This window comes from Bacillus sp. T-10(2022), from assembly GCF_056502895.1.
This window is the reverse complement of record NZ_CP113518.1, coordinates 5,393,986-5,416,657: the sequence shown is the minus strand read 5'-3', so window position 1 is coordinate 5,416,657 and position 22,672 is coordinate 5,393,986. Positions and strand designations below refer to the sequence as shown.

The 22,672-nt window shown below is 41.8% G+C and carries 25 protein-coding genes; 23 read left to right on the top strand and 2 right to left on the bottom strand.

Annotated features, from left to right (window positions below; genetic code table 11):
• Nucleotide 1 precedes the first annotated feature (1 nt).
• The 14 genes from OSJ91_RS26790 (at nucleotide 2) to spoIID (ending at nucleotide 13,951) form a co-directional block, all read left to right on the top strand.
• Nucleotides 2-478, top strand: a complete 477-nt coding sequence (locus OSJ91_RS26790; protein ID WP_170946902.1) for a NuoB/complex I 20 kDa subunit family protein — start codon at nucleotides 2-4, stop codon at nucleotides 476-478.
• On the top strand, nucleotides 479-1,732 hold the full coding sequence (locus OSJ91_RS26785; protein WP_485890759.1) for an NADH-quinone oxidoreductase subunit C: 1,254 nt from the start codon (nucleotides 479-481) through the stop codon (nucleotides 1,730-1,732).
• 5 nt (nucleotides 1,733-1,737) lie between these two features.
• Nucleotides 1,738-2,835 (top strand): NADH-quinone oxidoreductase subunit D, encoded by a 1,098-nt coding sequence (locus OSJ91_RS26780; protein ID WP_485890758.1) that lies wholly within the window; start codon nucleotides 1,738-1,740, stop codon nucleotides 2,833-2,835.
• Complete coding sequence (gene nuoH, locus OSJ91_RS26775; protein ID WP_350300679.1) at nucleotides 2,836-3,843, top strand: NADH-quinone oxidoreductase subunit NuoH; 1,008 nt, start codon at nucleotides 2,836-2,838, stop codon at nucleotides 3,841-3,843.
• Between the two features lie 33 nt (nucleotides 3,844-3,876).
• A complete protein-coding gene (gene nuoI, locus OSJ91_RS26770) occupies nucleotides 3,877-4,296 on the top strand; it encodes an NADH-quinone oxidoreductase subunit NuoI (RefSeq protein WP_048685828.1) in 420 nt (139 codons plus the stop codon).
• Complete coding sequence (locus tag OSJ91_RS26765; protein ID WP_350300678.1) at nucleotides 4,293-4,811, top strand: NADH-quinone oxidoreductase subunit J; 519 nt, start codon at nucleotides 4,293-4,295, stop codon at nucleotides 4,809-4,811. Before nuoI ends, OSJ91_RS26765 begins: the two co-directional genes overlap by 4 nt.
• Nucleotides 4,808-5,122 carry an NADH-quinone oxidoreductase subunit NuoK gene (nuoK, locus tag OSJ91_RS26760; RefSeq protein ID WP_098371643.1) on the top strand — a complete coding sequence of 105 codons (315 nt, stop codon included), beginning with the start codon at nucleotides 4,808-4,810 and terminating at the stop codon, nucleotides 5,120-5,122. Before OSJ91_RS26765 ends, nuoK begins: the two co-directional genes overlap by 4 nt.
• Nucleotides 5,123-5,156: 34 nt before the next feature.
• On the top strand, nucleotides 5,157-7,028 hold the full coding sequence (gene nuoL, locus OSJ91_RS26755; RefSeq protein WP_485890757.1) for an NADH-quinone oxidoreductase subunit L: 1,872 nt from the start codon (nucleotides 5,157-5,159) through the stop codon (nucleotides 7,026-7,028).
• The gene (locus tag OSJ91_RS26750) at nucleotides 7,025-8,548 is read left to right on the top strand and encodes a complex I subunit 4 family protein (protein ID WP_485890756.1); all 1,524 of its coding nucleotides are present in this window, start codon (nucleotides 7,025-7,027) and stop codon (nucleotides 8,546-8,548) included. The genes nuoL and OSJ91_RS26750 overlap by 4 nt, the downstream gene beginning before the upstream one ends.
• Before the next feature lie 3 nt (nucleotides 8,549-8,551).
• Nucleotides 8,552-10,078, top strand: a complete 1,527-nt coding sequence (gene nuoN, locus OSJ91_RS26745) for an NADH-quinone oxidoreductase subunit NuoN (RefSeq protein WP_485890755.1) — start codon at nucleotides 8,552-8,554, stop codon at nucleotides 10,076-10,078.
• 149 nt (nucleotides 10,079-10,227) lie between these two features.
• A complete protein-coding gene (locus OSJ91_RS26740; RefSeq protein ID WP_101223821.1) occupies nucleotides 10,228-10,470 on the top strand; it encodes a DUF1146 family protein in 243 nt (80 codons plus the stop codon).
• A 158-nt stretch (nucleotides 10,471-10,628) separates the two neighbouring features.
• A complete protein-coding gene (locus OSJ91_RS26735) occupies nucleotides 10,629-11,378 on the top strand; it encodes a YwmB family TATA-box binding protein (protein WP_350300674.1) in 750 nt (249 codons plus the stop codon).
• A gap of 32 nt (nucleotides 11,379-11,410) precedes the next feature.
• Nucleotides 11,411-12,712: a UDP-N-acetylglucosamine 1-carboxyvinyltransferase gene (gene murA, locus OSJ91_RS26730; protein ID WP_098371638.1), complete on the top strand. Its 1,302-nt coding sequence runs from the start codon at nucleotides 11,411-11,413 to the stop codon at nucleotides 12,710-12,712.
• 201 nt (nucleotides 12,713-12,913) lie between these two features.
• A complete protein-coding gene (spoIID, locus tag OSJ91_RS26725; RefSeq protein WP_350300672.1) occupies nucleotides 12,914-13,951 on the top strand; it encodes a stage II sporulation protein D in 1,038 nt (345 codons plus the stop codon).
• An 18-nt stretch (nucleotides 13,952-13,969) separates the two neighbouring features.
• On the opposite strand, the gene OSJ91_RS26720 is transcribed toward spoIID, so the two are convergent.
• A complete protein-coding gene (locus OSJ91_RS26720) occupies nucleotides 13,970-14,395 on the bottom strand; it encodes a VanZ family protein (RefSeq protein WP_350300671.1) in 426 nt (141 codons plus the stop codon).
• A gap of 152 nt (nucleotides 14,396-14,547) precedes the next feature.
• On the opposite strand from OSJ91_RS26720, the gene spoIIQ reads away from it, so the two are divergent.
• From spoIIQ to OSJ91_RS26680, 8 genes are all read left to right on the top strand, one after another.
• Nucleotides 14,548-15,522: a stage II sporulation protein SpoIIQ gene (gene spoIIQ / locus OSJ91_RS26715; protein WP_350300670.1), complete on the top strand. Its 975-nt coding sequence runs from the start codon at nucleotides 14,548-14,550 to the stop codon at nucleotides 15,520-15,522.
• A 435-nt stretch (nucleotides 15,523-15,957) separates the two neighbouring features.
• Entirely contained in the window at nucleotides 15,958-16,230 is a 273-nt protein-coding gene (gene spoIIID, locus OSJ91_RS26710) for a sporulation transcriptional regulator SpoIIID (protein WP_034315767.1), read from the top strand.
• Between the two features lie 309 nt (nucleotides 16,231-16,539).
• On the top strand, nucleotides 16,540-17,541 hold the full coding sequence (gene mreB / locus OSJ91_RS26705; protein ID WP_076368333.1) for a rod shape-determining protein: 1,002 nt from the start codon (nucleotides 16,540-16,542) through the stop codon (nucleotides 17,539-17,541).
• Between the two features lie 280 nt (nucleotides 17,542-17,821).
• Entirely contained in the window at nucleotides 17,822-18,661 is an 840-nt protein-coding gene (locus OSJ91_RS26700) for a flagellar hook-basal body protein (RefSeq protein WP_485890754.1), read from the top strand.
• Between the two features lie 53 nt (nucleotides 18,662-18,714).
• The gene (locus OSJ91_RS26695) at nucleotides 18,715-19,557 is read left to right on the top strand and encodes a flagellar hook-basal body protein (RefSeq protein WP_485890753.1); all 843 of its coding nucleotides are present in this window, start codon (nucleotides 18,715-18,717) and stop codon (nucleotides 19,555-19,557) included.
• A gap of 167 nt (nucleotides 19,558-19,724) precedes the next feature.
• On the top strand, nucleotides 19,725-19,979 hold the full coding sequence (locus OSJ91_RS26690; protein ID WP_137016469.1) for a DNA-directed RNA polymerase subunit beta: 255 nt from the start codon (nucleotides 19,725-19,727) through the stop codon (nucleotides 19,977-19,979).
• A gap of 128 nt (nucleotides 19,980-20,107) precedes the next feature.
• Nucleotides 20,108-20,536 carry a 3-hydroxyacyl-ACP dehydratase FabZ gene (gene fabZ, locus OSJ91_RS26685; RefSeq protein ID WP_034315755.1) on the top strand — a complete coding sequence of 143 codons (429 nt, stop codon included), beginning with the start codon at nucleotides 20,108-20,110 and terminating at the stop codon, nucleotides 20,534-20,536.
• A 307-nt stretch (nucleotides 20,537-20,843) separates the two neighbouring features.
• Nucleotides 20,844-21,125, top strand: coding sequence for a hypothetical protein (locus OSJ91_RS26680; protein WP_350300667.1), 282 nt, complete (start codon nucleotides 20,844-20,846; stop codon nucleotides 21,123-21,125).
• Nucleotides 21,126-21,241: 116 nt separating this feature from the next.
• On the opposite strand, the gene OSJ91_RS26675 is transcribed toward OSJ91_RS26680, so the two are convergent.
• Complete coding sequence (locus tag OSJ91_RS26675; RefSeq protein WP_350300666.1) at nucleotides 21,242-21,676, bottom strand: YwpF family protein; 435 nt, start codon at nucleotides 21,674-21,676, stop codon at nucleotides 21,242-21,244.
• 359 nt (nucleotides 21,677-22,035) lie between these two features.
• On the opposite strand from OSJ91_RS26675, the gene ssb reads away from it, so the two are divergent.
• Nucleotides 22,036-22,398 (top strand): single-stranded DNA-binding protein, encoded by a 363-nt coding sequence (ssb, locus tag OSJ91_RS26670; protein WP_350300665.1) that lies wholly within the window; start codon nucleotides 22,036-22,038, stop codon nucleotides 22,396-22,398.
• Nucleotides 22,399-22,672 lie beyond the last annotated feature (274 nt).

Below are 22,672 nucleotides of genomic sequence, written 5' to 3'. Positions count from 1 at the left end.
AATGGAAGAAATGCGACACAGTATTTTTTTATCCACACTTGAACAAATAAAAGGCTGGGCTAGAAGTAACTCACTCTGGCCAATGACTTTCGGTTTGGCCTGCTGTGCAATTGAAATGATGGGTGTCGGATCATCACATTATGATTTGGATAGATTTGGTTCATTTTTTCGGACATCACCCAGACAATCGGATGTGATGATTGTTTCAGGAACTGTAACGAAAAAAATGGCTCCAATAATAAGTAGATTATATGAACAAATGCCAGAACCTAAATGGGTAATTGCCATGGGATCCTGTGCGACTGCTGGCGGGCCTTATGTTCACTCATACTCAGTGGTCAAAGGGGTAGATCAAATTGTACCTGTCGATGTATATATTCCGGGTTGTCCCCCAAATCCAGCTGCACTTATTTATGGAATCAATAAATTAAAAGAAAAAATCCGTTACGAGGCGAAAACCGGAAAGCGGGTGATATAGATGAGTGAAAAGGAAGACTTAGCGAAGCAAAAGGCAGCGGCAGCTGCCAAGGCGAAGGCAGTAGCATTGGCCCGAAAACAGGCGGAAGCTGAAAGTACGGATGCGGAAGATGAAACGGATATAGCGAAGCAAAAGGCGGCGGCAGCTGCCAAGGCGAAGGCAGTAGCATTGGCCCGAAAACGGGCGAAAGAAGAAGCTGCGGAGAAGCCGGAAGGTGAAACGGATATAGCGAAGCAAAAGGCGGCGGCGGCGGCCAAGGCGAAAGCAGCAGCATTGTCCCGAAAACGGGCGAAAGAAGAAGCTGCGGAGAAGCCGGAAGATGAAACGGATATAGCGAAGCAAAAGGCGGCGGCAGCTGCCAAGGCGAAAGCGGCAGCATTAGCCCGAAAACAGGCGAAAGCTGAAAGTACGGATGCGGAAGATGAAACGGATATGGCGAAGCAAAAGGCGGTGGCAGCGGCCAAGGCAAAAGCGGCAGCATTGGCCCGAAAACAGGCGAAAACTGAAAGTGCCGAGAAGCCGGAAGATGAAACGGATATAGCAAAGCAAAAGGCGGCTGCGGCGGCCAAGGCGAAAGCAGCGGCATTGGCCCGAAAACAGGCGAAAGAGGATGCGACCGGAAAACCGGAAGGCGAAATGGATGCAGCGAAGCAAAAGGCGGCGGCAGCGGCCAAGGCGAAGGCAGCAGCCGCTGCCAAAGCGAAAGCTGCTGCTGCTGCGAAGAACAGGACCGCTGTAAAGGAAAGCGAGGAAGTTATCGTTCCTAGCGAGCTTTCTCCAAATCAGTCGAAACTCGATCAAATTGTTTCTGCTATTGAAAGCCATTTAGGACAAGGGGCATTATTAGAGCACTATCTTAATAGATTATCAAAAGATGTACCCACTATAGTGGCTAATCCGGATACATATTTCTCAATAGCAAAATTTCTGCGATACGATGAACAGCTTGACTTTTCGTATTTATCGGAACTTCATGGTACGGATTTTGAATCCCATATGGAAGTCTATGTACATTTGCATTCATTCAAAATGAATCAATCAGTTGCCTTGAAGGTGAAGCTTGATAGGGAGTCTCCCGTTATTCCATCATTGGTCTCATTATGGTCAGGAGCAAATTGGCCAGAATGTGAGGCATATGATTTATTAGGTATTAATTTTTATGAACACCCTGATCTAAAACGGATTTTACTTGGTGATGATTGGAAAGGGTACCCCCTTAGAAAAGATTATCAGCCTTATGATGTGGAGGTGTAAGCCCAATGTTAAGGACGGAAGAAATGCTTCTCAATGTCGGGCCGCAGCATCCGAGTACACATGGTGTTTTTCGGCTTGTCATCAAGATTGACGGTGAAATTATAAAAGAGGCTACACCTGTTATTGGGTATCTGCATCGCGGTACGGAAAAATTAGCGGAAAATCTGCAATATACACAAATAATCCCATATACCGATCGGCTCGATTATCTAGCGGCCATGACAAATAATTATGTGCTCTGCCATGCTGTTGAGACAATGATGGGGGTGGAGATTCCCGAAAGGGCAGAATATTTGCGGGTTATCGCAATGGAATTGGGCAGAGTTGCAAGCCACCTTGTCTGGTGGGGTACATACTTGCTGGATATAGGTGCGACGAGCCCTTTCCTATACGCCTTTCGAGAACGTGAAATGATCGTTAATTTATTGACTGAATTGTCAGGGGCACGCCTTACATTCAATTATATGCGTGTCGGAGGTGTGAAATGGGATGCTCCTGAAGACTGGATTGCGAAGGTTGCCGAGTTTGTCCCTTATATGAGGGAGCAGCTTGCCGGTTACCATGAGCTTGTGACAGGGAATGAAATCTTTGTTAATCGGGTTAAAGGGGTGGGCATCTATACGAGGGAAGAAGCCTTGCAGTATTCGCTTAGCGGTGCCAACTTAAGGTGTACAGGTGTGAAATGGGATTTACGAAAAAATGAACCTTATTCCATTTACGACAGGTTCACATTTGATGTTCCTACAAGGGGAGAGGGTGATGCCTTTTCACGCTATCACTGTAGAATGGAAGAAATCGAAGAATCACTGAAAATCATCGAGCAGGCGGTTGAGCAATTTCCAGAAGGGCCGGTCCTTGCTAAGGTCCCTAAAATAATAAAGGTTCCTAAGGGTGAGGCATTTGTCCGAATTGAATCACCAAGAGGGGAAATAGGCTGTTATATCGCGAGTGAAGGGAAAAAGGAGCCATACCGTTTGAAATTTCGCAGACCTTCGTTTTATAATCTGCAAATTCTTCCGAAATTATTGGAAGGGGAAAATATGGCGAACTTGATAACGATATTAGGTGCAATCGATATCGTTTTAGGGGAGGTGGATGGATAAATGATCAAGGATCTTCTCCACTCCGCTCCAAGCCTGCTGAATTTTGGCATTTTTTTTGGTTTGGCAGTCCTGCTCCTGTTCGTCGTATTAGGGTTTGTAACCTATGGAATCCTTTCAGAGCGAAAAATCATGGGATTCATGCAGATGCGTGTCGGCCCAAACCAAATTGGGGGGAAATGGGGTCTCTTGCAGACCGTTGCCGATGTTTTGAAACTTCTGATCAAGGAAGATACGATACCGAAAAAAGCTGATAAGCCGTTATATATTTTAGCTCCGATGATTGCTTTTGCCCCTGCTTTCATGGTCCTTGCCACCTTGCCGTTCACTGATGCCTTTCAATTTGCTGATATAGGTGTCGGATTGCTTTATTATATGGCGATTTCCGGCATATCGACCATCGGCATCGTCACAGCGGGTTGGGCATCCAATAATAAATATTCTTTGATTGGCGGAATGAGGGCAGCCGCGCAAATGATATCTTATGAGATCCCTTTGGTGATGTCGCTAGTGGGAATCGTCCTCATAACAGGAAGTTTAAACTTGAATGATATAGTTGCAGCCCAGGAAAGGGTTTGGTTCATTTTTCTTCAGCCGATTGCGTTCATCGTGTTTTTTATTGCATCGGTTGCCGAGTTGAACAGGGTTCCTTTTGACCTTCCGGAAGCGGAATCCGAACTTGTTGCAGGCTATCATGTTGAATATTCTGGATTTCGCTGGGCCTTCTTTATGTTATCCGAATATGTGTATATGTTTGCAATGGCAACGCTAACCACTGTATTATTTTTAGGGGGATGGAATTCTATTCCGTTTTTGGATTTTATTCCGGCAGCCATCTGGTTCGGTCTGAAGTTCAGTGCCGTATTCTATGTATTGGTCTGGATTCGTGTAACCTTTCCTCGTATAAGGGCCGATCAATTGATGGAATTCGGATGGAAGGTGCTGCTTCCGGTTGCATTGGCTAATATATTTTTGACGGCACTTATAAAAGAATTGATTAACCTTTTTTAGAAACTTAAGCTGGTCGGAAAGCGAGGGATTTATATGCTTGGTTTAGCAAAAGGTTTAACCTATACATTAAAGAACTTGACGAGGAAAAAAGTGACCTATGACTACCCGAATGAGCCGCTTCCGCTCCCTGACCGATTTCGCGGAATCCAGAAATTCTATCCTGAAAAGTGTATCGTATGCAATCAGTGCGTGACGATTTGCCCAACGGATTGTATTCAATTAACGGGTAAGAAGCATCCGGACCCGTCGAAAAAAGGGAAAATCATCGATACGTATGACATCAATTTCGAGATTTGCATTTTATGTGATTTATGTACGGAGGTCTGCCCTACAGAAGCAATCGTGATGACGAATCAATTCGAGCTGGCAGAGTATAGCCGTGATCATCTATTTAAAAATCTGGAGTGGCTGGATGAAAATGATGAAAATATCCGGAAGGTGAATAAAGTATGAGTTTGTCGGGTGAATTAATTGCCTTCATTGGTTTGGCACTCGTCTCGATAGTAGGCGGGGTGCTGCTGATTACCTTAACAAAAGTGGTGCACATGGTAATTGCACTTGTTTTTACTTTCTTGGGCATTGCAGGCATTTATATGTTGCTTTCGGCCGAGTTTGTCGCCATTGTACAAATCCTTATTTATTCAGGGGCTATTACGATCGTGATGCTATTCGGGATTATGCTGACAAAACACCATGAAAATGATGCACCTGCTAAAGGGGGCTGGGGGAATTTCTCCTTGCTGGCGGCGATTGCTGGATTTGCCGTGGCGGTGTATCTGGGGATTTATAATCTGGATATACCTGTACAGCCAACAGCCTTGCATGAGGAAAATACAAAGCAAATAGGTATCGAACTTTTTTCAAAATATGTTATTCCATTTGAAGTGATGTCGGTACTCCTGCTTGTTGCTTTAGTCGGTGCAATCGTATTGGCTAAAAAAGATGATGAGGAGGGAGATCGATCATGACGGGAGTTCCCTTGTCGGCTTATCTTGTATTGGCACTCGTTTTATTTTGTATAGGGCTGTATGGTGCCTTGACGAAAAGAAATGCGGTCATTGTTTTGATTTCAATCGAGCTGATGCTGAACGCTGCAAATATCAATTTAGTTGCCTTCAGTAAATTCGGGGTAACGCCATCCATTACGGGTCAAGTTTTTTCCTTATTCACGATTACGATCGCTGCGGCCGAGGCGGCTGTGGGGCTGGCTATACTGATGTCCCTTTATCGCAATCGGAAGACGGTCAATGTCGATGAAATGGAAATTATGAAGAATTGAAGGTTTATATAAATGAAGAAGGGGATTTGATACGATGATGGAGTACGCATGGCTCATACCGGTCTTTCCACTCGTCACGTTTCTGGTTCTGCTTCTATCAGGCGGGCGGTTGCGGGAACGAGGGGCTTTTATAGGAATAATATGTACATTGGCTTCGTTTGTTTTATCGTTGCTCGTCCTGATGGAACGATTTAAAGAACCTACTTATAATATATCGATAGATTGGCTTTCCTTCGGGGGGACGCAACTTTCAGCTGGATTCGAAATCAATCAGCTTAATGCCTTGATGCTTGTGGTCGTTTCCCTTGTCAGCCTGCTTGTCCAGATATATTCGAAGGGGTATATGAAGGGTGAAGTGCGATTCTCCATTTTTTATGCTTATCTGGGCTTCTTCACCTTTGCCATGCTTGGACTTGTCATGGCACCCAATTTATTACAACTTTATATCTTCTGGGAATTGGTCGGGGTGGGTTCTTTCCTGCTCATTGGTTTTTACTTTTATAAACTGGAAGCTAAGGCTGCGGCGAAGAAGGCATTCATCATGACCAGGATTGGCGATGTTGGGCTCTTAATCGGCATCATTCTGCTATTCTGGGAAACAGGCAGCTTTGAATATGGAGAGATCTTTCAAACCGTTCAGTCGGGCATGATATCAAGTGAAAAACTGACACTAATCGCTATTTTGATTTTTATCGGTGCGGTTGGGAAGTCTGGACAATTTCCACTTCACACATGGCTTCCGGATGCAATGGAAGGCCCGACTCCGGTTTCCGCATTGATACACGCAGCAACCATGGTTGCTGCAGGGGTTTACCTGGTGGCGGCCATGTTTCCGCTATTCATAGCAAGTATTGCTGCGATGCAGGTCGTAGCGATAACAGGTGGAATTACAGCCATATTTGCCGCAAGCATTGCCATCGTGCAAAAGGATGTTAAGCGTGTATTGGCTTATTCGACAATCTCTCAGCTCGGTTTTATGATGCTTGCTTTGGGTACTTCGGGATATGTGGCCGGGGTGTTTCATTTAATGACCCATGCCTTTTTTAAAGCATTGCTGTTTTTGGCAGCAGGCAGTGTTATTCATGCTATACATACACAGGATATGGAAAAGATGGGCGGCCTATGGGGTAAGTTGAATTGGACCGGGCCGCTGTTCTTGACTGGCACGTTGGCGATATCGGGGTTTCCGTTGCTCTCAGGTTTTTTCAGTAAAGATGAAATTCTAATGGCAGCCTGGGAGAATGGTAGTTATATATTGTTTGGTCTAGCGGTGGTTACCTCCTTTTTAACTGCGTTTTATATGTTCCGGCTGTTTTTCATGATGTTTGCAGGCGATTCGCGCAGTCAAGTAAAACAAGTCAAGGAATCACCTTCCATCATGCTAATTCCCATGCTCGCATTGGCTTTGCTTGCTGTAATCGGCGGGTATATCCAAACACCGTGGTTTGGAACTTTCCTTGGGGAGTGGCTTGTGGAGGGAAATGAAGCTGTTCTAGGCGCCAGCCATAGTGAGGGACCCGTTTGGATAATGTTGCTGGCCGTGCTCGTATCGCTGGCCGGGATATACCTTGCTTATATGATATACGCTAAAAAGAAGTTACCACGGGACTGGCTTGTCAAAGAAAACTCCGAGGTATATCGGGTTTTGGAAAAAAAGTATTATATTGATGAGATTTACCATTACACTGCAGGCTATGCAGTCAAAGGCTTTAGTATATTCCTATCTTATATAGAAAGGTTCATTGTCGGCGGACTGGTTTCCACTGTGACAAGTTCGATAGAAGGATTGGGAAAAATAGGGTCTAAACTGCAAACAGGACAGGTACAGCAATATGGCATGATAGCCTTTCTGGGACTTGCGGTACTGTTGGTGATTTTTGCAGTAACTGGGGGGTATCTAAGATGAATGTCTATTTGCTCTCGCTTTTAGTGTTTTCACCGCTGCTGGGCATAGTGATGGTTGCCCTCATGCCGAAAAAAGAGGAAAGGACGATTAAACAATTTGGCTTTTTCGGAACACTGCCTCCTCTTTTCCTATCGTTCTTTCTATGCAGCCAATATTATTCGGGTGTGGCCCTGTCGTTATTTGACATTAAGTTGAATTGGATCAGGTTTGGTAATTTGGAGATGTATGATCCCAAGCTCTTCACGGTTGACTTTGAGTTGGGGCTGGATGGATTAAGTCTCATCTTCATATTACTGACAACAATCATTTCATCACTGGCCGCAATCGCATCCATTTATATAAAAAAGGAATGGAAAGGGTATTATTTGTTATTTTTGATCCTGGAGATTGGGATGCTCGGTGTCTTTACCGCAGAAAATTTGATCCTTTTTTTCATCTTTTTTGAAATGACCTTGATTCCTGCTTTCTTTTTAATTGGCAGATGGGGCTTTCTGGAGAGGGAGAAAGCTTCTTATAATTTTCTGATTTATAATGGCATTGGTTCGGCTGTTTTATTGGTGGCTATTTTGATTTTGTTTGCCAGGACTGGTACGACCAACATTGCAGCATTGACACAGATGATGACAATGGGCGGTGTTTCACTTTTTGCACCAATATCCGGTTCGATGAAATATGGTTTATGTCTCGCCTTTCTCGTGGCATTTGCGATAAAGCTGCCCGTCTTTCCCTTTCACAGCTGGATGGTGCGGGTCCATGCAGAAGCACCTCCATCCATAGTCATGATACATGCGGGTGTCCTATTGAAAATAGGTGCGTACGGAATCATCCGGTTTGGAATGGGGATATTTCCTGAACAATATAAAAGCTTGGCCTTTACCATTGTCCTATTTGGGGTCCTCAGTTTTTTATATGGTGCATTTCTAGCCTTGGTACAAACGGATTTCAAGCTCGTTTTAGCCTACTCATCGATCTCACATATGGGTATAGTCATGATGGGGCTGGGAGCCTTGAATGAAGCGGGCATTCAGGGAGCTATTTTTCAAGTCATCTCACACGGGCTAATTGCTGCTTTGTTGTTCTTCTTGGTGGGTGTTTTGTATGAGCGGACGGGAACCACCATGCTTCCTAAGCTAGGGGGATTGGCCAAGTCGATGCCGATTTTTTCAGGGTTTATGTTAGCCTGCGGGATGGCTTCACTCGGTTTGCCTGGCATGTCTGGCTTCATCAGTGAATTCATGGTATTTATTGGCTTATTCAAGAGTCAGCCGTTGCTTGCGGCAATAGGCGTGGTCGGGCTTGTATTAACCGCTGTCTATGTACTGAGGGCGGTCATGATGATGACTTTCGGGAAAAATGCTAGCTTGATAGAAAAAGAGAAACGGGACCTTGGAAGCTGGGAATTTATCCCTGCATTGGTTCTTCTCGGTTTGATAATATCTATTGGGGTATACCCAAATTTGTTAGGCGGGCCTCTTCAAGGAACGATTGAAGCCATGATGCTAGCTCTAGGGGGGCGATGAAGGATGGATTGGAACACGATGCTTTCTTATGATTGGGGAGCGATGATGCCGGAATTCATCATCCTTGGAACGACCATGATTCTTTCGATATTGGATTTATTCTGGCCGAAGCACTTTAATCGGAGAAAACTGGCATGGCTCGCGCTAACCGGAATCATTTTGGCATGTTTGTCACTGATTAGCCTGCTATCCTTTGAGACAGTCAGTATCTTATCCGATACGTTTCGTTTGGATTCTTTTGCAAAGGCTTTTAAGCTGCTGCTGTTATTCGGAGCGGCCCTGATCATCCTTCTGGCTGAAGGGTATGAACCGCAAGAGGGGCTGCGGGAGCACCGGGGGGAATTTTATTATCTGTTCCTGACCGCGTTGCTTGGAGCGATGGTCATGTCCTCAAGCGGTGATTTGATAACGCTGTTCGTTGGACTGGAACTTCTTTCACTTTCATCTTATATATTGGTCGGAATGCGCAAGCATGATCGGAAGTCCAACGAAGCGTCCATGAAGTATGTGATAAACGGAGGCATTTCCACAGCGATCACTTTATTCGGGATGAGCTATTTATATGGAGTGACCGGTTCCGTCAATCTAGGCGAAATGAGCCGGACGATGGCTGCGATGACGGACGGCCAGCTGCAATACATCATGGGCCTCGCTTTCTTCATGGTGTTTATCGGTGTAGCCTTCAAGATAGCTGCCGCTCCATTTCATATGTGGGCGCCGGATGTGTATGAGGGGGCACCGACACCGGTCGCAGCCTTCTTGAGTGTAATTTCGAAAATGGCGGGTTTCGTCATCATCCTGCGCATTTTTCTCTCGTTGTTCCTAACAGCTTCCGGTGATACGTTCGGAGCGCTCGACTTTTTGGAAAAAAATAATATCTATATAGCTTCGTTGGCGGGCCTGACGATCATCATTGGAAATGTGGTTGCGTTAAGGCAGCAAAATTTAAAACGATTATTCGCTTATTCAAGCATTGCCCATGCGGGTTACCTGCTTGTAGCGGTGGCTACATTGGGCGGGGGATATTTTCTCCTGGATACTGTCTGGTTTTACCTAATGGCTTATGTATTAATGAATATCGGTGTATTCGCAGTCATTCAGCTGCTATCCAGCCAAAGTGGGTCAGAAGATATTAGCATTCTTGCAGGACTGGGGAGGAAATCACCTTATCTTGCCATGGCATTCACCGTATTTATCCTGTCGCTTGCTGGAATCCCCGGAACGACAGGTTTCATTGGCAAACTTAATATTTTTCTTGGAACATTCATAACGGAGCCTGGACATTTTGTCCTTGCGGGAATCATGATTGCAGGTACCATTGTATCCTATGTGTATTATTTCGGATTATTGGTTCAGGTCTTTTTCCGACCCATCCATTCAGAGAAGGTCATTAAATTCCGTCCGGGTCTTTACATTGTGTTGATCATTTGTGTAATAGGCACCATACTTTTCGGGGTGGCGCCAAATATTGCCTTTGATTTTATTCATGATCAATTTGGCGAATTTACAGACTTTATTTCAAGTAAATGATATAATGCCTGTATCAGAGGCTTGTTCCATTGGATCAAGCCTCTATTTACAGTTTTAAAAAGATATTTTGCAATTCTTCCTTTTAAATTCCAAATATGAAGGGGTTTTGTGTTAGAATAGAATTCGGGTGTCTGTTAGGAGGTATGTACATGTTTTCAGCAATGGGACAGCAGGCTTTAACAGGAATAATTGCACACTTGTTTTTCATCGCAGTTACCTGGTGGGCTCTCCAGGCATTACATTTTGATAAAATATTAAGATCCAATTCTGTCATCAAGGCCAGGGTTTTATATATTTTATTAACGGTTGCCATCGGTTCAGTTGTAAGTAATTTCTTCCTCGACTACCTGGGATTTGCAAATCAACTTCCGTATATGTTTAGTAATGACTGATATGCTGTAAGAATTTTCTTATAGCAAAATATGATTCTACTCTTGTATTCGCTTTTGCTTCCTGCCAGTTTAAGGGGAAGTTGTCACCAATTGTCGGAAAACTCGAAGTATGATCTCTCTCCTTCTGGAAAGAATGTGTAAAAGGGGAGGGATTTAACATGTTTAATTTAAACAAAAAAATGTTAACATACATAGTATTTCTCGGTTTGATGGTGATTTTAATTGGGAATAGTACGATTGTGGCAGAAAGTAAACCAGATATAGTTAAAATGGTGGGACTGTTACAAAAAGATAAAGATTTAGACATAGGGGATTGGTCTGTACTCACTAGAGAAATAAATAAAGAGATTACAACTAAACAAGAGTTTGAAAGCGAAGTTACAGCTTTAAAACGAAAATATCCTCAATTTCAATGGCACCGGAAAGATGATGCTTCCGGCTGGAAGGCTGAGGCGTTAACTCACAATGTCGATTCAGGTCTGACCGAGTCTATCAAAATAATGACAACGGAAGAGAAATTTGATAAAGTTACCTATGTTATTTACGAAGTGAAGGGGAAAAAGTGGAAGAAAGCCAATAAGGAATTTTTTACCGCTACGTTCCGAAACAGGGTGAATGACCTATTTATAGGAACTCCTTCAATTTTTTCTTGTATTAAAGGGTCTATCAATGATAATATGGATTCGGTTTTAAACTCTAAAACTGAAGACCTGTTAGATATGTTCCAAGCAAGGGAAATTGAAAGTGTGCATGAAACAAACTTTACATCTATATCTGCACATTCAACATTGTTTAAACAACCTTTGACAAAAGAAAAATTAAATTTGCAGTTTGGGCTACGGACAGAAGGATTGGGTGACCGAACGAACTTTGTAGTTGGCACACCAATCATAACGTTTGAATATTAATATAGAGAAAATGGACGCGGAGGGGAATACTTTTGGAAAAAATCATCGTCCGCGGCGGAAAAAGGCTTAGCGGGACAGTTAAAGTAGAAGGTGCTAAAAACGCCGTTTTGCCAGTTATCGCTGCAACATTATTAGCAAGTGATGGGAAAAGTATCATTAAAGATGTTCCTACGCTCTCCGATGTATATACAATCAATGAAGTATTGCGCAACTTAAATGCAGATGTTGCCTTTCATGACAATCAAGTAACTGTAGATGCATCAAGAGAGTTATTAGAAGAAGCACCATTTGAATATGTACGTAAAATGAGAGCTTCCGTTTTAGTGATGGGCTCATTACTAGCAAGGAATGGCCGGGCCCGCGTTGCTCTTCCTGGTGGCTGTGCCATCGGATCACGTCCTATCGACCAGCATTTAAAGGGCTTTGAAGCGATGGGAGCAAAAGTGAAGGTCGGCAATGGTTTCATTGATGCCGAGGTTGAAGGCAGACTTAAGGGTGCAAGAGTGTATCTTGACTTCCCGAGTGTGGGTGCCACTGAAAACATCATGATGGCAGCAACACTTGCTGAAGGTATAACTATTCTTGAAAATGTGGCCAAAGAGCCTGAAATTGTAGATCTTGCGAATCTCCTTAATAAAATGGGTGCTAAAGTCAGAGGTGCCGGTACTGGTACGATGAGAATCGAAGGTGTCGATAAATTATATGGCACTGAACATACGATTATACCTGACCGTATCGAAGCTGGTACATTCATGACTGCGGCCGCTCTTACTGGCGGTAATGTTCTTGTTCAAGGAGCTGTACCTGAACACCTTACTTCCCTTATTGCCAAAATGGAGGAAATGGGCGTTGAAATTCTTGAAGAAGAAGATGGATTACGCGTTATCGGTCCAAAAACCTTGAAGGCCATTGATATCAAAACAATGCCGCATCCTGGTTTCCCGACTGATATGCAATCGCAAATGATGGCATTATTACTGCGTGCTGAAGGAACAAGTATGATTACGGAGACCGTTTTCGAAAACCGTTTCATGCATGTTGAAGAATTCCGTCGCATGAATGCCAATATTAAAATAGAAGGCCGTTCCGTTATCGTCAATGGTCCAACTAACATTCAAGGTGCTGAAGTAGCTGCAACAGATTTACGTGCCGCGGCAGCGCTCATCCTGACTGGATTGGTTGCAGATGGCATTACACGTGTTACAGAATTGAAGCATCTTGACAGAGGATACGTGAATTTCCATGGTAAATTGGCATCTCTAGGTGCTGATGTGGAACGTATTAACGAAGATGTGCCTGCTGAAACAAAAAAAATCGCAGATTTAAACGCATAAGTTAGCTTATAAAACCATTCACGTTCGAGTCATTGAACCGTGAATGGTTTTTTTGTCTTGTTCCGGGTTCATCGCCTACAGTTAAATAGTTGTCGTTTTTCTATTCATAAAAGCTTGTCCTTCGACATACATTTGTTATGTAAAGATACCTGCTGAATGCGATTTACGGCAGAGAAAACAAGTGTAGGGAGGCTCAGGAATTTGAAAGCAATTAAACCGATGATCGTACTATTCATAGCAGTAGCATTCGTAATTATCATGATTCCAGCAGTGCTTGTGCTTCCATTTTCAAATGAAAAGACAAGTGGGCAATTGACCGAAGAATTGGAAAAGAAAGTGAAGAATGAGGGTAAAGAGGTAGCTGCAAATGAAATGAGTTCCGTAGAAGTTGCCGTTTACCGCACATCTGCAAAAAAAATTGAAAAACTGCCGATTGAATCGTACTTGACTGGTGTGGTTGCAGCTGAAATGCCAGCAGATTTTGAAGAAGAAGCGCTGAAGGCACAAGCATTGACAGCGAGAACCTACATTGTCAATCAGCTCATAAGCGAAAGTCGATTAGGCTTGCCTGATGGTGCCGATGTAAGCGATACGGTCATGCACCAAGTTTATAAGAATAATGATGAGCTGAAAAAACAGTGGGGCTCTGATTATAAATCGAAGATGCAAAAAATCAACAAGGCTATAAAGGAAACGGCGGGTCAAATCTTAACCTATGAAGGAAAACCGATTACTGCCACTTTTTTTTCGACCAGCAATGGCTATACGGAGAATTCAGAGGACTATTGGCAAGCTGAATTTCCCTATTTAAAAAGTGTATCCAGTCCGTGGGATAAAGAAGAATCACCAAAATTTTATAATAAAGTTGTTGTCGATACTGCAGATTTTGAAAAAAAGCTGGGTGTAAATCTTTCTTCGGGAACATCAATAGGAACTGTCATTGAAAGAACATCAGGTAATCGCGTAGGTGTAGTGGATATCGGAGGAAAGAAAATGACAGGAAAACAGATTCGTGAGAAGCTCGGGCTGACATCATCCGATTTTGACTGGGAGCGTCAAGGCAACCAGATTGTCATCACGACAAAAGGATCCGGACACGGAGTTGGAATGAGCCAGTACGGTGCTAATGGCATGGCCAGGGAAGGAAAAACCTATGAAGACATCGTGAAATATTATTATAAAGGCGTCAAAGTTCAGTCTTCAAGTAAGTGGCTGAATACGATGACGGCAAAAAAATGAGAGTGGGGATCCCATCTCTCATTTTTTTTCGTTTAAATTTTCTATAATCGTCAAAAAGCCCCGTTTACGCTTGAAATAATGATATTGGACATGAAAATAGACTGCAGCGACTCCAATGATATCTTTAATGACATCTATCAAGGTAGAGGAGCGGTATGGGACGAAAGATTGGTGGTATTCATCAATAACCCCGTAAAGGCAGGCTACAAGGGCAGCCAACAGGCTTAAACCTGGTTTCATTTTTTGGTTTGCGGCAAGGGCCGAAACTAATAATATATACAAAAGGGCAAATTCGACCAGATGAAGTGCCTCTTTGATAAATCGGTCAATAGAGGATGAGGGAAGATCAAGAATCATATCATCGGGGTTGCTCGACATTATCCATATGGCAATCATATATAGGAAAGGCAATAACGTTAACACAAGTTTAAAAGCTTTTTTCATGATTTAATCATCCTTCAACAGTAAGATATCAAACATTTTACCATTCTGCGAATAAAATCGGTTTCATTTCCACAAAATAAATCTAAAAAATTTTTTTCCTGAATGTATATAATCTTAGCAAAATGTTCAGAATGATTGCTGAGGTGATTAATATGAGAGAGGAAGAAAAGAAACCAACTTCCACAATCCGACGTATACTAAAACAACGTTGGGCATTATCAGCAATCTATATCGCAAGTGCAGCCATAATCTTAGCCGCGGCCTTCTTATTACAAAATAGTTTTAATGATTCAGCTAAAGATGGCGAGGAATCAGCTGAAACAGGAAAAAACTATGGTGAGCCTTCTGTAGAGGTAAATAGTAATCTTGAGACAATCAAGATGCCTGTAGCCGATGCAGACAAAACGGTTATCAAGAAACAGTTTTATGATGTGAATGCGGATGAAAAGGCACAAGAAGAAGCATTGGTTTTCTACAACAATAGATATGAGCAAAATAAAGGTATAGACATTGCTATGGAAGATGGAAAGTCTTTCGATGTAAAAGCTTCCTTAAGTGGAAATGTAACGAAAGTTCAAGACGATGCGTTACTTGGAAATTTAGTTGAAGTTGAGCATGAAGATGGTGTCGTTACCCGTTATCAATCTGTTAAAGACATTAAGGTTGCAGTCGGTGACAAAGTGAAACAAGGACAAGCAATTGCTACAGCTGGAAAAAGCCAAATCAATGAAGAAGCTGGCGTACATGTCCACTTCGAAATCAGAAAAGATAACATTGCGTTAAACCCACTTGATTTTGTTGATAAACAAGCTTCTGCGATCCAATCGGCAACTGAAGCCGAAGGCAGCGAACTTGAAGATTCAGCTAATAAAGAAGAAACACCTGCAGTCGAAGGATCTGAAGCTGATAAAGAAGAAACACCTGCAGTTGAAGGATCTGAAGCTGATAAAGAAGAAACGCCTGCAGTCGAAGAGTCTGAAACTGGCACAGAAGAAGCTCCTGCAGTTGACGAATCTGAAGAGGGCACTGATTTAGAGAATGGCACTGATGAAGAAGGCACTGTCCCTGGTGAAGATACAACTGAAGAAAGCGATTCCTTAAAAGATTCGTTAAATCAATCTAATTAAAATTAAGATTTTTAATAAAATCAAAACAAAAACCTAGAGCGTTACGAATGACAACAACTGAAAATTTGGTAAAAGGAAGCCGTTCACTTTGAACGGCTTCCTTTTTTTCTTTCGAGGAAATATTGGACAATATGCTGAAACCTTTGAATTTTTGACAAATTTCTCGGGAAATAATTTGCTCTTAAGGAAAAGAAACAGATGAAAATCAGAAATAAATCCAAACCTCCTGTCCCATTAGGCATATATTCTTAACCAAGCTAATAAGATGTTATAAACCATGCAAAGAGAGTGTTTGAGGTGAGGAATCGTTTATTACAAATTATCTAATAGGTGAATAATTCTATCTTTCATTGTTTATAGGGCAGCGGTATTCGATTCGAAAAATACGAATCTCATTTCACACTTCTCACATCCAATTTGGGGAGGTCGAGTGGTGTGCACGATTACATCAAAGAAAGAACTATCAAGATAGGAAAGTATATCGTGGAAACTAGAAAAACAGTCCGCGTCATTGCAAAAGAGTTCGGGGTCTCTAAAAGCACAGTGCATAAAGACTTAACTGAGAGGCTGCCAGAAATTAATCCTGATTTGGCTAACGAAGTGAAGGATATATTGGATTATCATAAATCCATTCGTCACCTTAGAGGTGGAGAAGCGACAAAATTAAAATATAAACGTTCTGAAAGAGAAGAAGAAATCGTGAAATGATACTTGAATCATTCCGGCAATTGGAAGTGAATCGGGCAATCGGGGAATGAATGAGGGGACATGAAAGTGAGTGTCAGCTCTTTTCTCAACCTTGTTTGCGGTTCCATGCCGGAATTTTTTTTATGGGAAAAAGCGGAAATGTAGTACATAAGGCATTGAATTTTTTTACATATTGGTAATTTAGGAAATAATAGTCTATATTAGTGTTTATTTATAATTCATACTTACTTGTGTCAATGCAATATGGTAAAATAAACAATTAGGACAGAAGTAGGTTATATGTGAGGATATTCAAGGAGGATTTAAGAAATGTTTGCTAGAGATATTGGGATAGATCTTGGAACAGCCAATGTTCTTATACATGTCAAAGGTAAAGGAATTGTGTTAAATGAGCCTTCGGTAGTAGCGATTGATAAGAATACGAACCGTGTTCTTGCCGTCGGGGAGGAAGCTCGTAAAATGGTAGGCCGTACTCCAGGAAACATCATCGCAATCCGACCTTTAAAAGACGGTGTCATTGCGGATTTTGATGTAACAGAATCGATGCTTAAGCATTTTATCAATACATTGAATGTGAAAGGCTTCCTTTCAAAGCCTAGAATTTTAATCTGCTGCCCGACCAACATAACAAGTGTCGAACAAAAGGCGATTAAAGAAGCTGCCGAAAAAAGCGGCGGAAAGAAAGTATTCCTTGAAGAAGAACCAAAAGTGGCTGCAATCGGTGCCGGCATGGATATTTTTCAACCAAGCGGCAATATGGTCGTGGACATTGGCGGGGGTACAACGGATATTGCCGTTCTTTCAATGGGGGATATCGTTACATCATCTTCTATCAAAATGGCCGGTGACAAATTCGATAATGAAATTTTAAATTATATCAAACGGAAGTATAAGCTCCTCATTGGTGAACGTACAGCGGAAAACATTAAAATCCAGGTTGCAACCGTCTTCCCTGGATCTCGTAATGAAGTCATCGATATCCGTGGGCGCGATATGGTATCGGGATTGCCTAGAACCATTTCGGTCAATTCAGAAGAAATTGAGGAGGCTCTCCGCGAGCAGGTTTCCATCATTGTACAAGCTGCAAAAAGCGTACTTGAGCGGACGCCGCCAGAACTTTCTGCTGATATCATCGACCGCGGAGTCATTTTAACAGGCGGGGGAGCATTGCTTCACGGGATTGATTTACTTCTTGCTGAAGAGCTTAAGGTCCCAGTACTAGTTGCCGAGCAGCCAATGGATTGTGTAGCAATCGGAACCGGTATCATGCTTGATAACATGGATAAATTGCCACGGCACAAATTCAACTAAAAAGCGGTTGGAAATCCGCATCATAAGATAGGGGTCTAAGGTTCAGACAAACGTGAGGCATAGTGAAAGTGCGTGCAGTTCTAGTACTGATGAGCAATAGGCCCTCTTCTTTTAGTCGAAAATTTTAACACCATTCCTTTAAATCTGACCTAGCCTACGATATAGACAAATTCTTCTGCCTAATGCTTTTCCTTTTCCTTAAGATACTGATGTTCATGTCCGATAAGATAGATATGAGAAATTGAACGGGATAAGTTATGTAGATTGAGGAGTGAAGAAGATGTTAAGAGGTTTTTATACGGCTGCTTCCGGGATGCTTACACAGCAAAGGCGCACAGAATTGCTCACAAACAATATGTCCAATGCGAACACAACAGGGTATAAGGCGGATCAAATGAGCGTAAGGTCTTTTCCGGAAATGCTCATAAGCAACATAGGTGGTAAAACGGTTCCTACGGAGAACAAATTGAGCATGACTAACTTATCCCAGGTTGGAGGGCTCAGTACGGGTGTTTACGTACAGGAGGCGAATCCTTTATTTACCCAGGGTACATTGGAGGAGACGCAGCTTAATACGGATATTTCCTTAGTTGATGAAAATCTGCCGATCAATGAAGAAACGGGTCGGCAAGGATCTGTGTTTTTTACTGTCCAGGATGGTGATGGTGCTATCCGTTATACGCGTAACGGCAGTTTCACCCTGGATGGGCAAGGTTATCTGACCACGCCTTCGGGTCATTATGTATTGAACGAAAATAATGAAAAGATCAAGCTTGATAGCGATCAGTTCACAGTAGCGGAAAACGGTGTTATTTTAGAAGGAAATGTTCAAACCGCACTTATTGGCATCGGTTATTCGGATGATCCGTCATTACAGCTCATGAAAGATGGGGAAGGCCTATATAAGGCTGTGAATGATGGGGATTTACCTAGCGCATACGCGGCTGCAGATGTCGGTTTTTCTACTAAGCAAGGCTTTCTTGAAGGCTCCAATGTTGACCAATCGAGAACGATGACAGAAATGATGTCGGCATACCGCTCTTTTGAAGCGAATCAGAAGGTTCTTCAAGCCTATGATAAAAGTTTGGATAAAGCAGTCAATGAGGTTGGCAGGCTTTAATTGAACAGTAGGAAAAGATGATTTTGGAAATTTGAACATGTAAGGGGAAAACCATGAATCGGACGATGATGACGGCGACGAATACGCTGAACCAACTTCAAAGTAAAATCGATCATATAAGTAATAATATCGCGAATGTGGACACGACTGCCTACAAAAAGACCCAAACGAGCTTCAATGACTTATTGACACAGAGTTTCAATAATCAACCGAGTGAGACCAAGGAAAAAGGAAGGTTGACCACACCTGGCATCCGGCAGGGAGCAGGTGCCATGATAAGCCAATCTCAATTGGTGCTTTCACAGGGAGCCTTAAAGACGACGGATCGCAACCTTGATGTTGCATTCACCCGGGAGGACCAATTCTTTACCGTAAGCGTTCAGGACGATAATGGGGTCAATACAAGGCTTACAAGGGATGGGGCTTTTTATTTATCTCCTAATGCTAACGACCAAATGATGCTCGTTACCTCTGCAGGACATAAAGTACTTGATGAAAATGGTGAACCGATCCTCATTGAGGGAAATATTAAAGACATTAAGATTTCGGAAAATGGTTTATTGATAGTGGATACGGAAGAATATGGCGAACAGAGTTTTGGGCTCGGGATCGTCTCGGTAAAAAAACCCCAATTTCTTGACCGCTTAGGCGGAAATTTACTTGGCCTGCCCGAAAATTTCAATGCCTTGGGTGTTACTGAAGACGATATCATGACCCTACTCACAGGGGATTCCCGCAACCAGGCAGCAGTCCAACAGGGCACTCTGGAGTCCTCAAATGTCGATCTTTCCACAGAAATGACGGATCTAATCAATGTTCAGCGATCTTACCAATTTCAATCCCGAGCGGTAACGATGGCCGATCAAATGAGCGGATTAGTCAATGGAATCCGTTAAGGTATCTGGTAAATAAAATGTCTCCCTGCGGAATTAGAGCAAATCGGTTATAATGAATTCATAACAAAGGGAATCATTCGTGCCGATCATTTTGCATAGCTGCTGAATTTCTGGTTTATAGGAAAATCAGTCGGCGAGTTTTCTTAAAAGGAGCTTTCACATTCTATATGGAACAAAATCGTGTAATGAGACAACAAATTGAAGAAGAGATAAAGGAAGTTGAGGCGAAACCGAACCGTAGAATCAAGGTCCGTCTTTTACCGATTTGGCTTCGTTTACTCATTGTTATCGGATTGATTTTCATTGCTGTATTATCCGGGGCACTATTAGGATACAGTGTGATTGGTGGAGGACATGCAATGGATGTTTTCCAAAAATCCACATGGACCCATATTATTGATATAGTGAACAAGGGCGCGTAGTTCCATGTTTTTTTGAAGTAGTTGCTGTCGTTAGCGGATTTATATTACATGGCAACTACGCCTCTGTCATCATGACAGGGGCGAGTTTACGTTATGTTTGAAATATTTAAGTCATAGGAGGAACAAGTATGCTTGATATCACACAAATAAAGGAAATTATTCCGCATCGTTACCCATTCTTATTAGTCGACCGGATCATTGAAATAGATGAAGGGAAAAGGGCGGTAGGATTGAAGAATGTCTCAGCAAATGAAGAATTCTTTAATGGCCATTTCCCCGATTATCCAGTTATGCCTGGAGTTTTAATTGTAGAGGCATTAGCGCAAGTTGGCGCTGTAGCCGTTTTGAAACAGGAAGAATACAAAGGACGGCTTGCATTTTTCGCTGGGATTGATAATTGCCGCTTTAAAAAGCAAGTGAAACCAGGTGATCAGCTGCGTCTGGAAGTGGAAATAGTGCGTATGAGAGGATCAATGGGTAAAGGGAAAGCAGTGGCAACGGTAGATGGAGAAACAGCATGTGAAGCCGATATCATGTTTGCTTTTGGTGACAAATAAGAAATTCATTCATTTTCAATGAAAAGGAAATGGACTAAATTAACTAAATTAACTATATATTTCAAAAAAATGGTTTAAGGAATCGTGAAGCGGTGTATATAAATAGCACTGCATGCTTTTTTAAAGCAAGCGCGGTTTTAAGAACTATCTATTCTCCCTTTGAAAGCCGGACATTTTTATGTCCGGCATTTTTTAATGATTAAATTCAAATTAAAGGATTTTCTTTTTAAATTTAAAATAGGACGCAAGTTATTTTCACATTCGGGCAAAATAGCTAATGATAAAGAAAGAAGGGAGGTTGCCAAAAATGATGAAGAAAATTTTTGCACTAATTGGGGGATCTTTATTATCTATTATGTTCCTTGCTGGATGTGGAACGGATAATAATGACAACAACAATCCTGCACCAGAAGAAGATAACAACATCATTGAAGATGAAAACAATGGTGGAAATGATAACAACGGCACGGATGATAATGGCATGAACGGTAATGATGACGGATTGCTAGAAAACGACGATAATAACATCGATAATGATGCCGATGAATTGATTGAAGACGCTGATAAAAATGGCGACAAAAATAAGTAATTAGCACAGAATGACAAAGACTGGCTTAGGTAAGAAGAGGATCAATATCCTTCTTCATCTAAGTCAGTCTTTTTTATGTGTATTCGATTAGGGGATGGGAATTAAGGGAAGGGTTTTTATTTATTGGTTGCTAATTTAGGCTTCGAGCGGATTTTTTGCTTGAACTCATTTATTAATTCATCGCCGACGAGACCTTTTTGGACCAAATCTTCAAGAAGGAGTTCTGCATATTTGCTCCGTGTTTTTTGGATGTGACCAACGAATAGAAGGCTGTAATGGCTGCCGACTTTTCTTATTGTGCGTAGTACAGTGTGAAACAAAGCCGGTTCATTATCCTTGTTGGTAATGACGGCCTGGATATACACTTCTCCGTTTATATCGGGAAGTGAAGGTTCAAGCTCTTTGAAATGATTTTCTTCTACAAAGGCTTCCAGTAACCACGATCTAGCGTCGTTTTCTTTATTTATAATCAATCCATCTGTTAATGCAATATCAATCAAGTTAAAATTTTCAGTTACAATTTGCAACGAGATCAATTTAAATGATTTCATCTAATTCCTCCGTTTCTTGCAAAAAGAGCGGTAATTACCTCTCTTAAACGTAAATTTTGAAATGGTACATTTCGATTAATCCTTTTAAAGGTAATTATATCATACTAAAAAAAAGTCCCTTAATGAAATGAATACCCAACATTTGTCTAAATTATGAAGGATAGAATAAAAATTTGCAAAATATTTAATTTTGTTAACTATTCGTTTTTCACCTGATTTTAATCAATAAAAAATGATTTTGTATCAATTCAAACGGTTTTTTATGAAGAAAAATGGTGTAACAAGACCATTTCCTCCATTTTTTAATCAATGGAAGAAGGAGTATGATTAAAGCATATTAAAGAGGAAGGGGTGAAAAAATGATTAACCAAGTTACCCTCGTCGGCAGGCTTACAAAGGATCCCGAATTAAGATACACACCTGATGGCAAGGCTGTTTCCAATATCACTTTAGCAGTCAACCGGAACTTTCGTAATACTGTCGGTAACTATGAGGCCGACTTTGTACAGTGTATCATATGGAAAAAGTCTGCTGAAAATACTGCTCAATATTGTAAAAAAGGTGCCATAATCGGCATAACTGGCAGAATACAAACAAGGAGATATGAAAATCAGGAGGGTAAATATGTATATGTAACTGAAGTGGTCGCCGAGAGGGTTCAATTCATTGGGTCTAAACAAAATGATGTTAAGCCCAAGGAGTTTGAACATATTGGTTTATAGTTTTGGGCATGACGGCCCGACTCAGGACAGAAGCAAGATTGTTTTCAATAAAATGCAGTAGTGGAAAAAACATTAGTGATTTATTCCGTCAATAATAGGATGGATCAATTTTATGCTTAAAACATAGGAAACAAAAAAAAGTATTTATATGACCATAATGAATAATAAATGGACAGAATTTCAGCACGATTTAGTAAAAATTTACAATAGTATATAAAATTCATTTTCATCCATTCATTCCCCAAAGCTAATATAGCTTCTTCCTCGGCTGGAA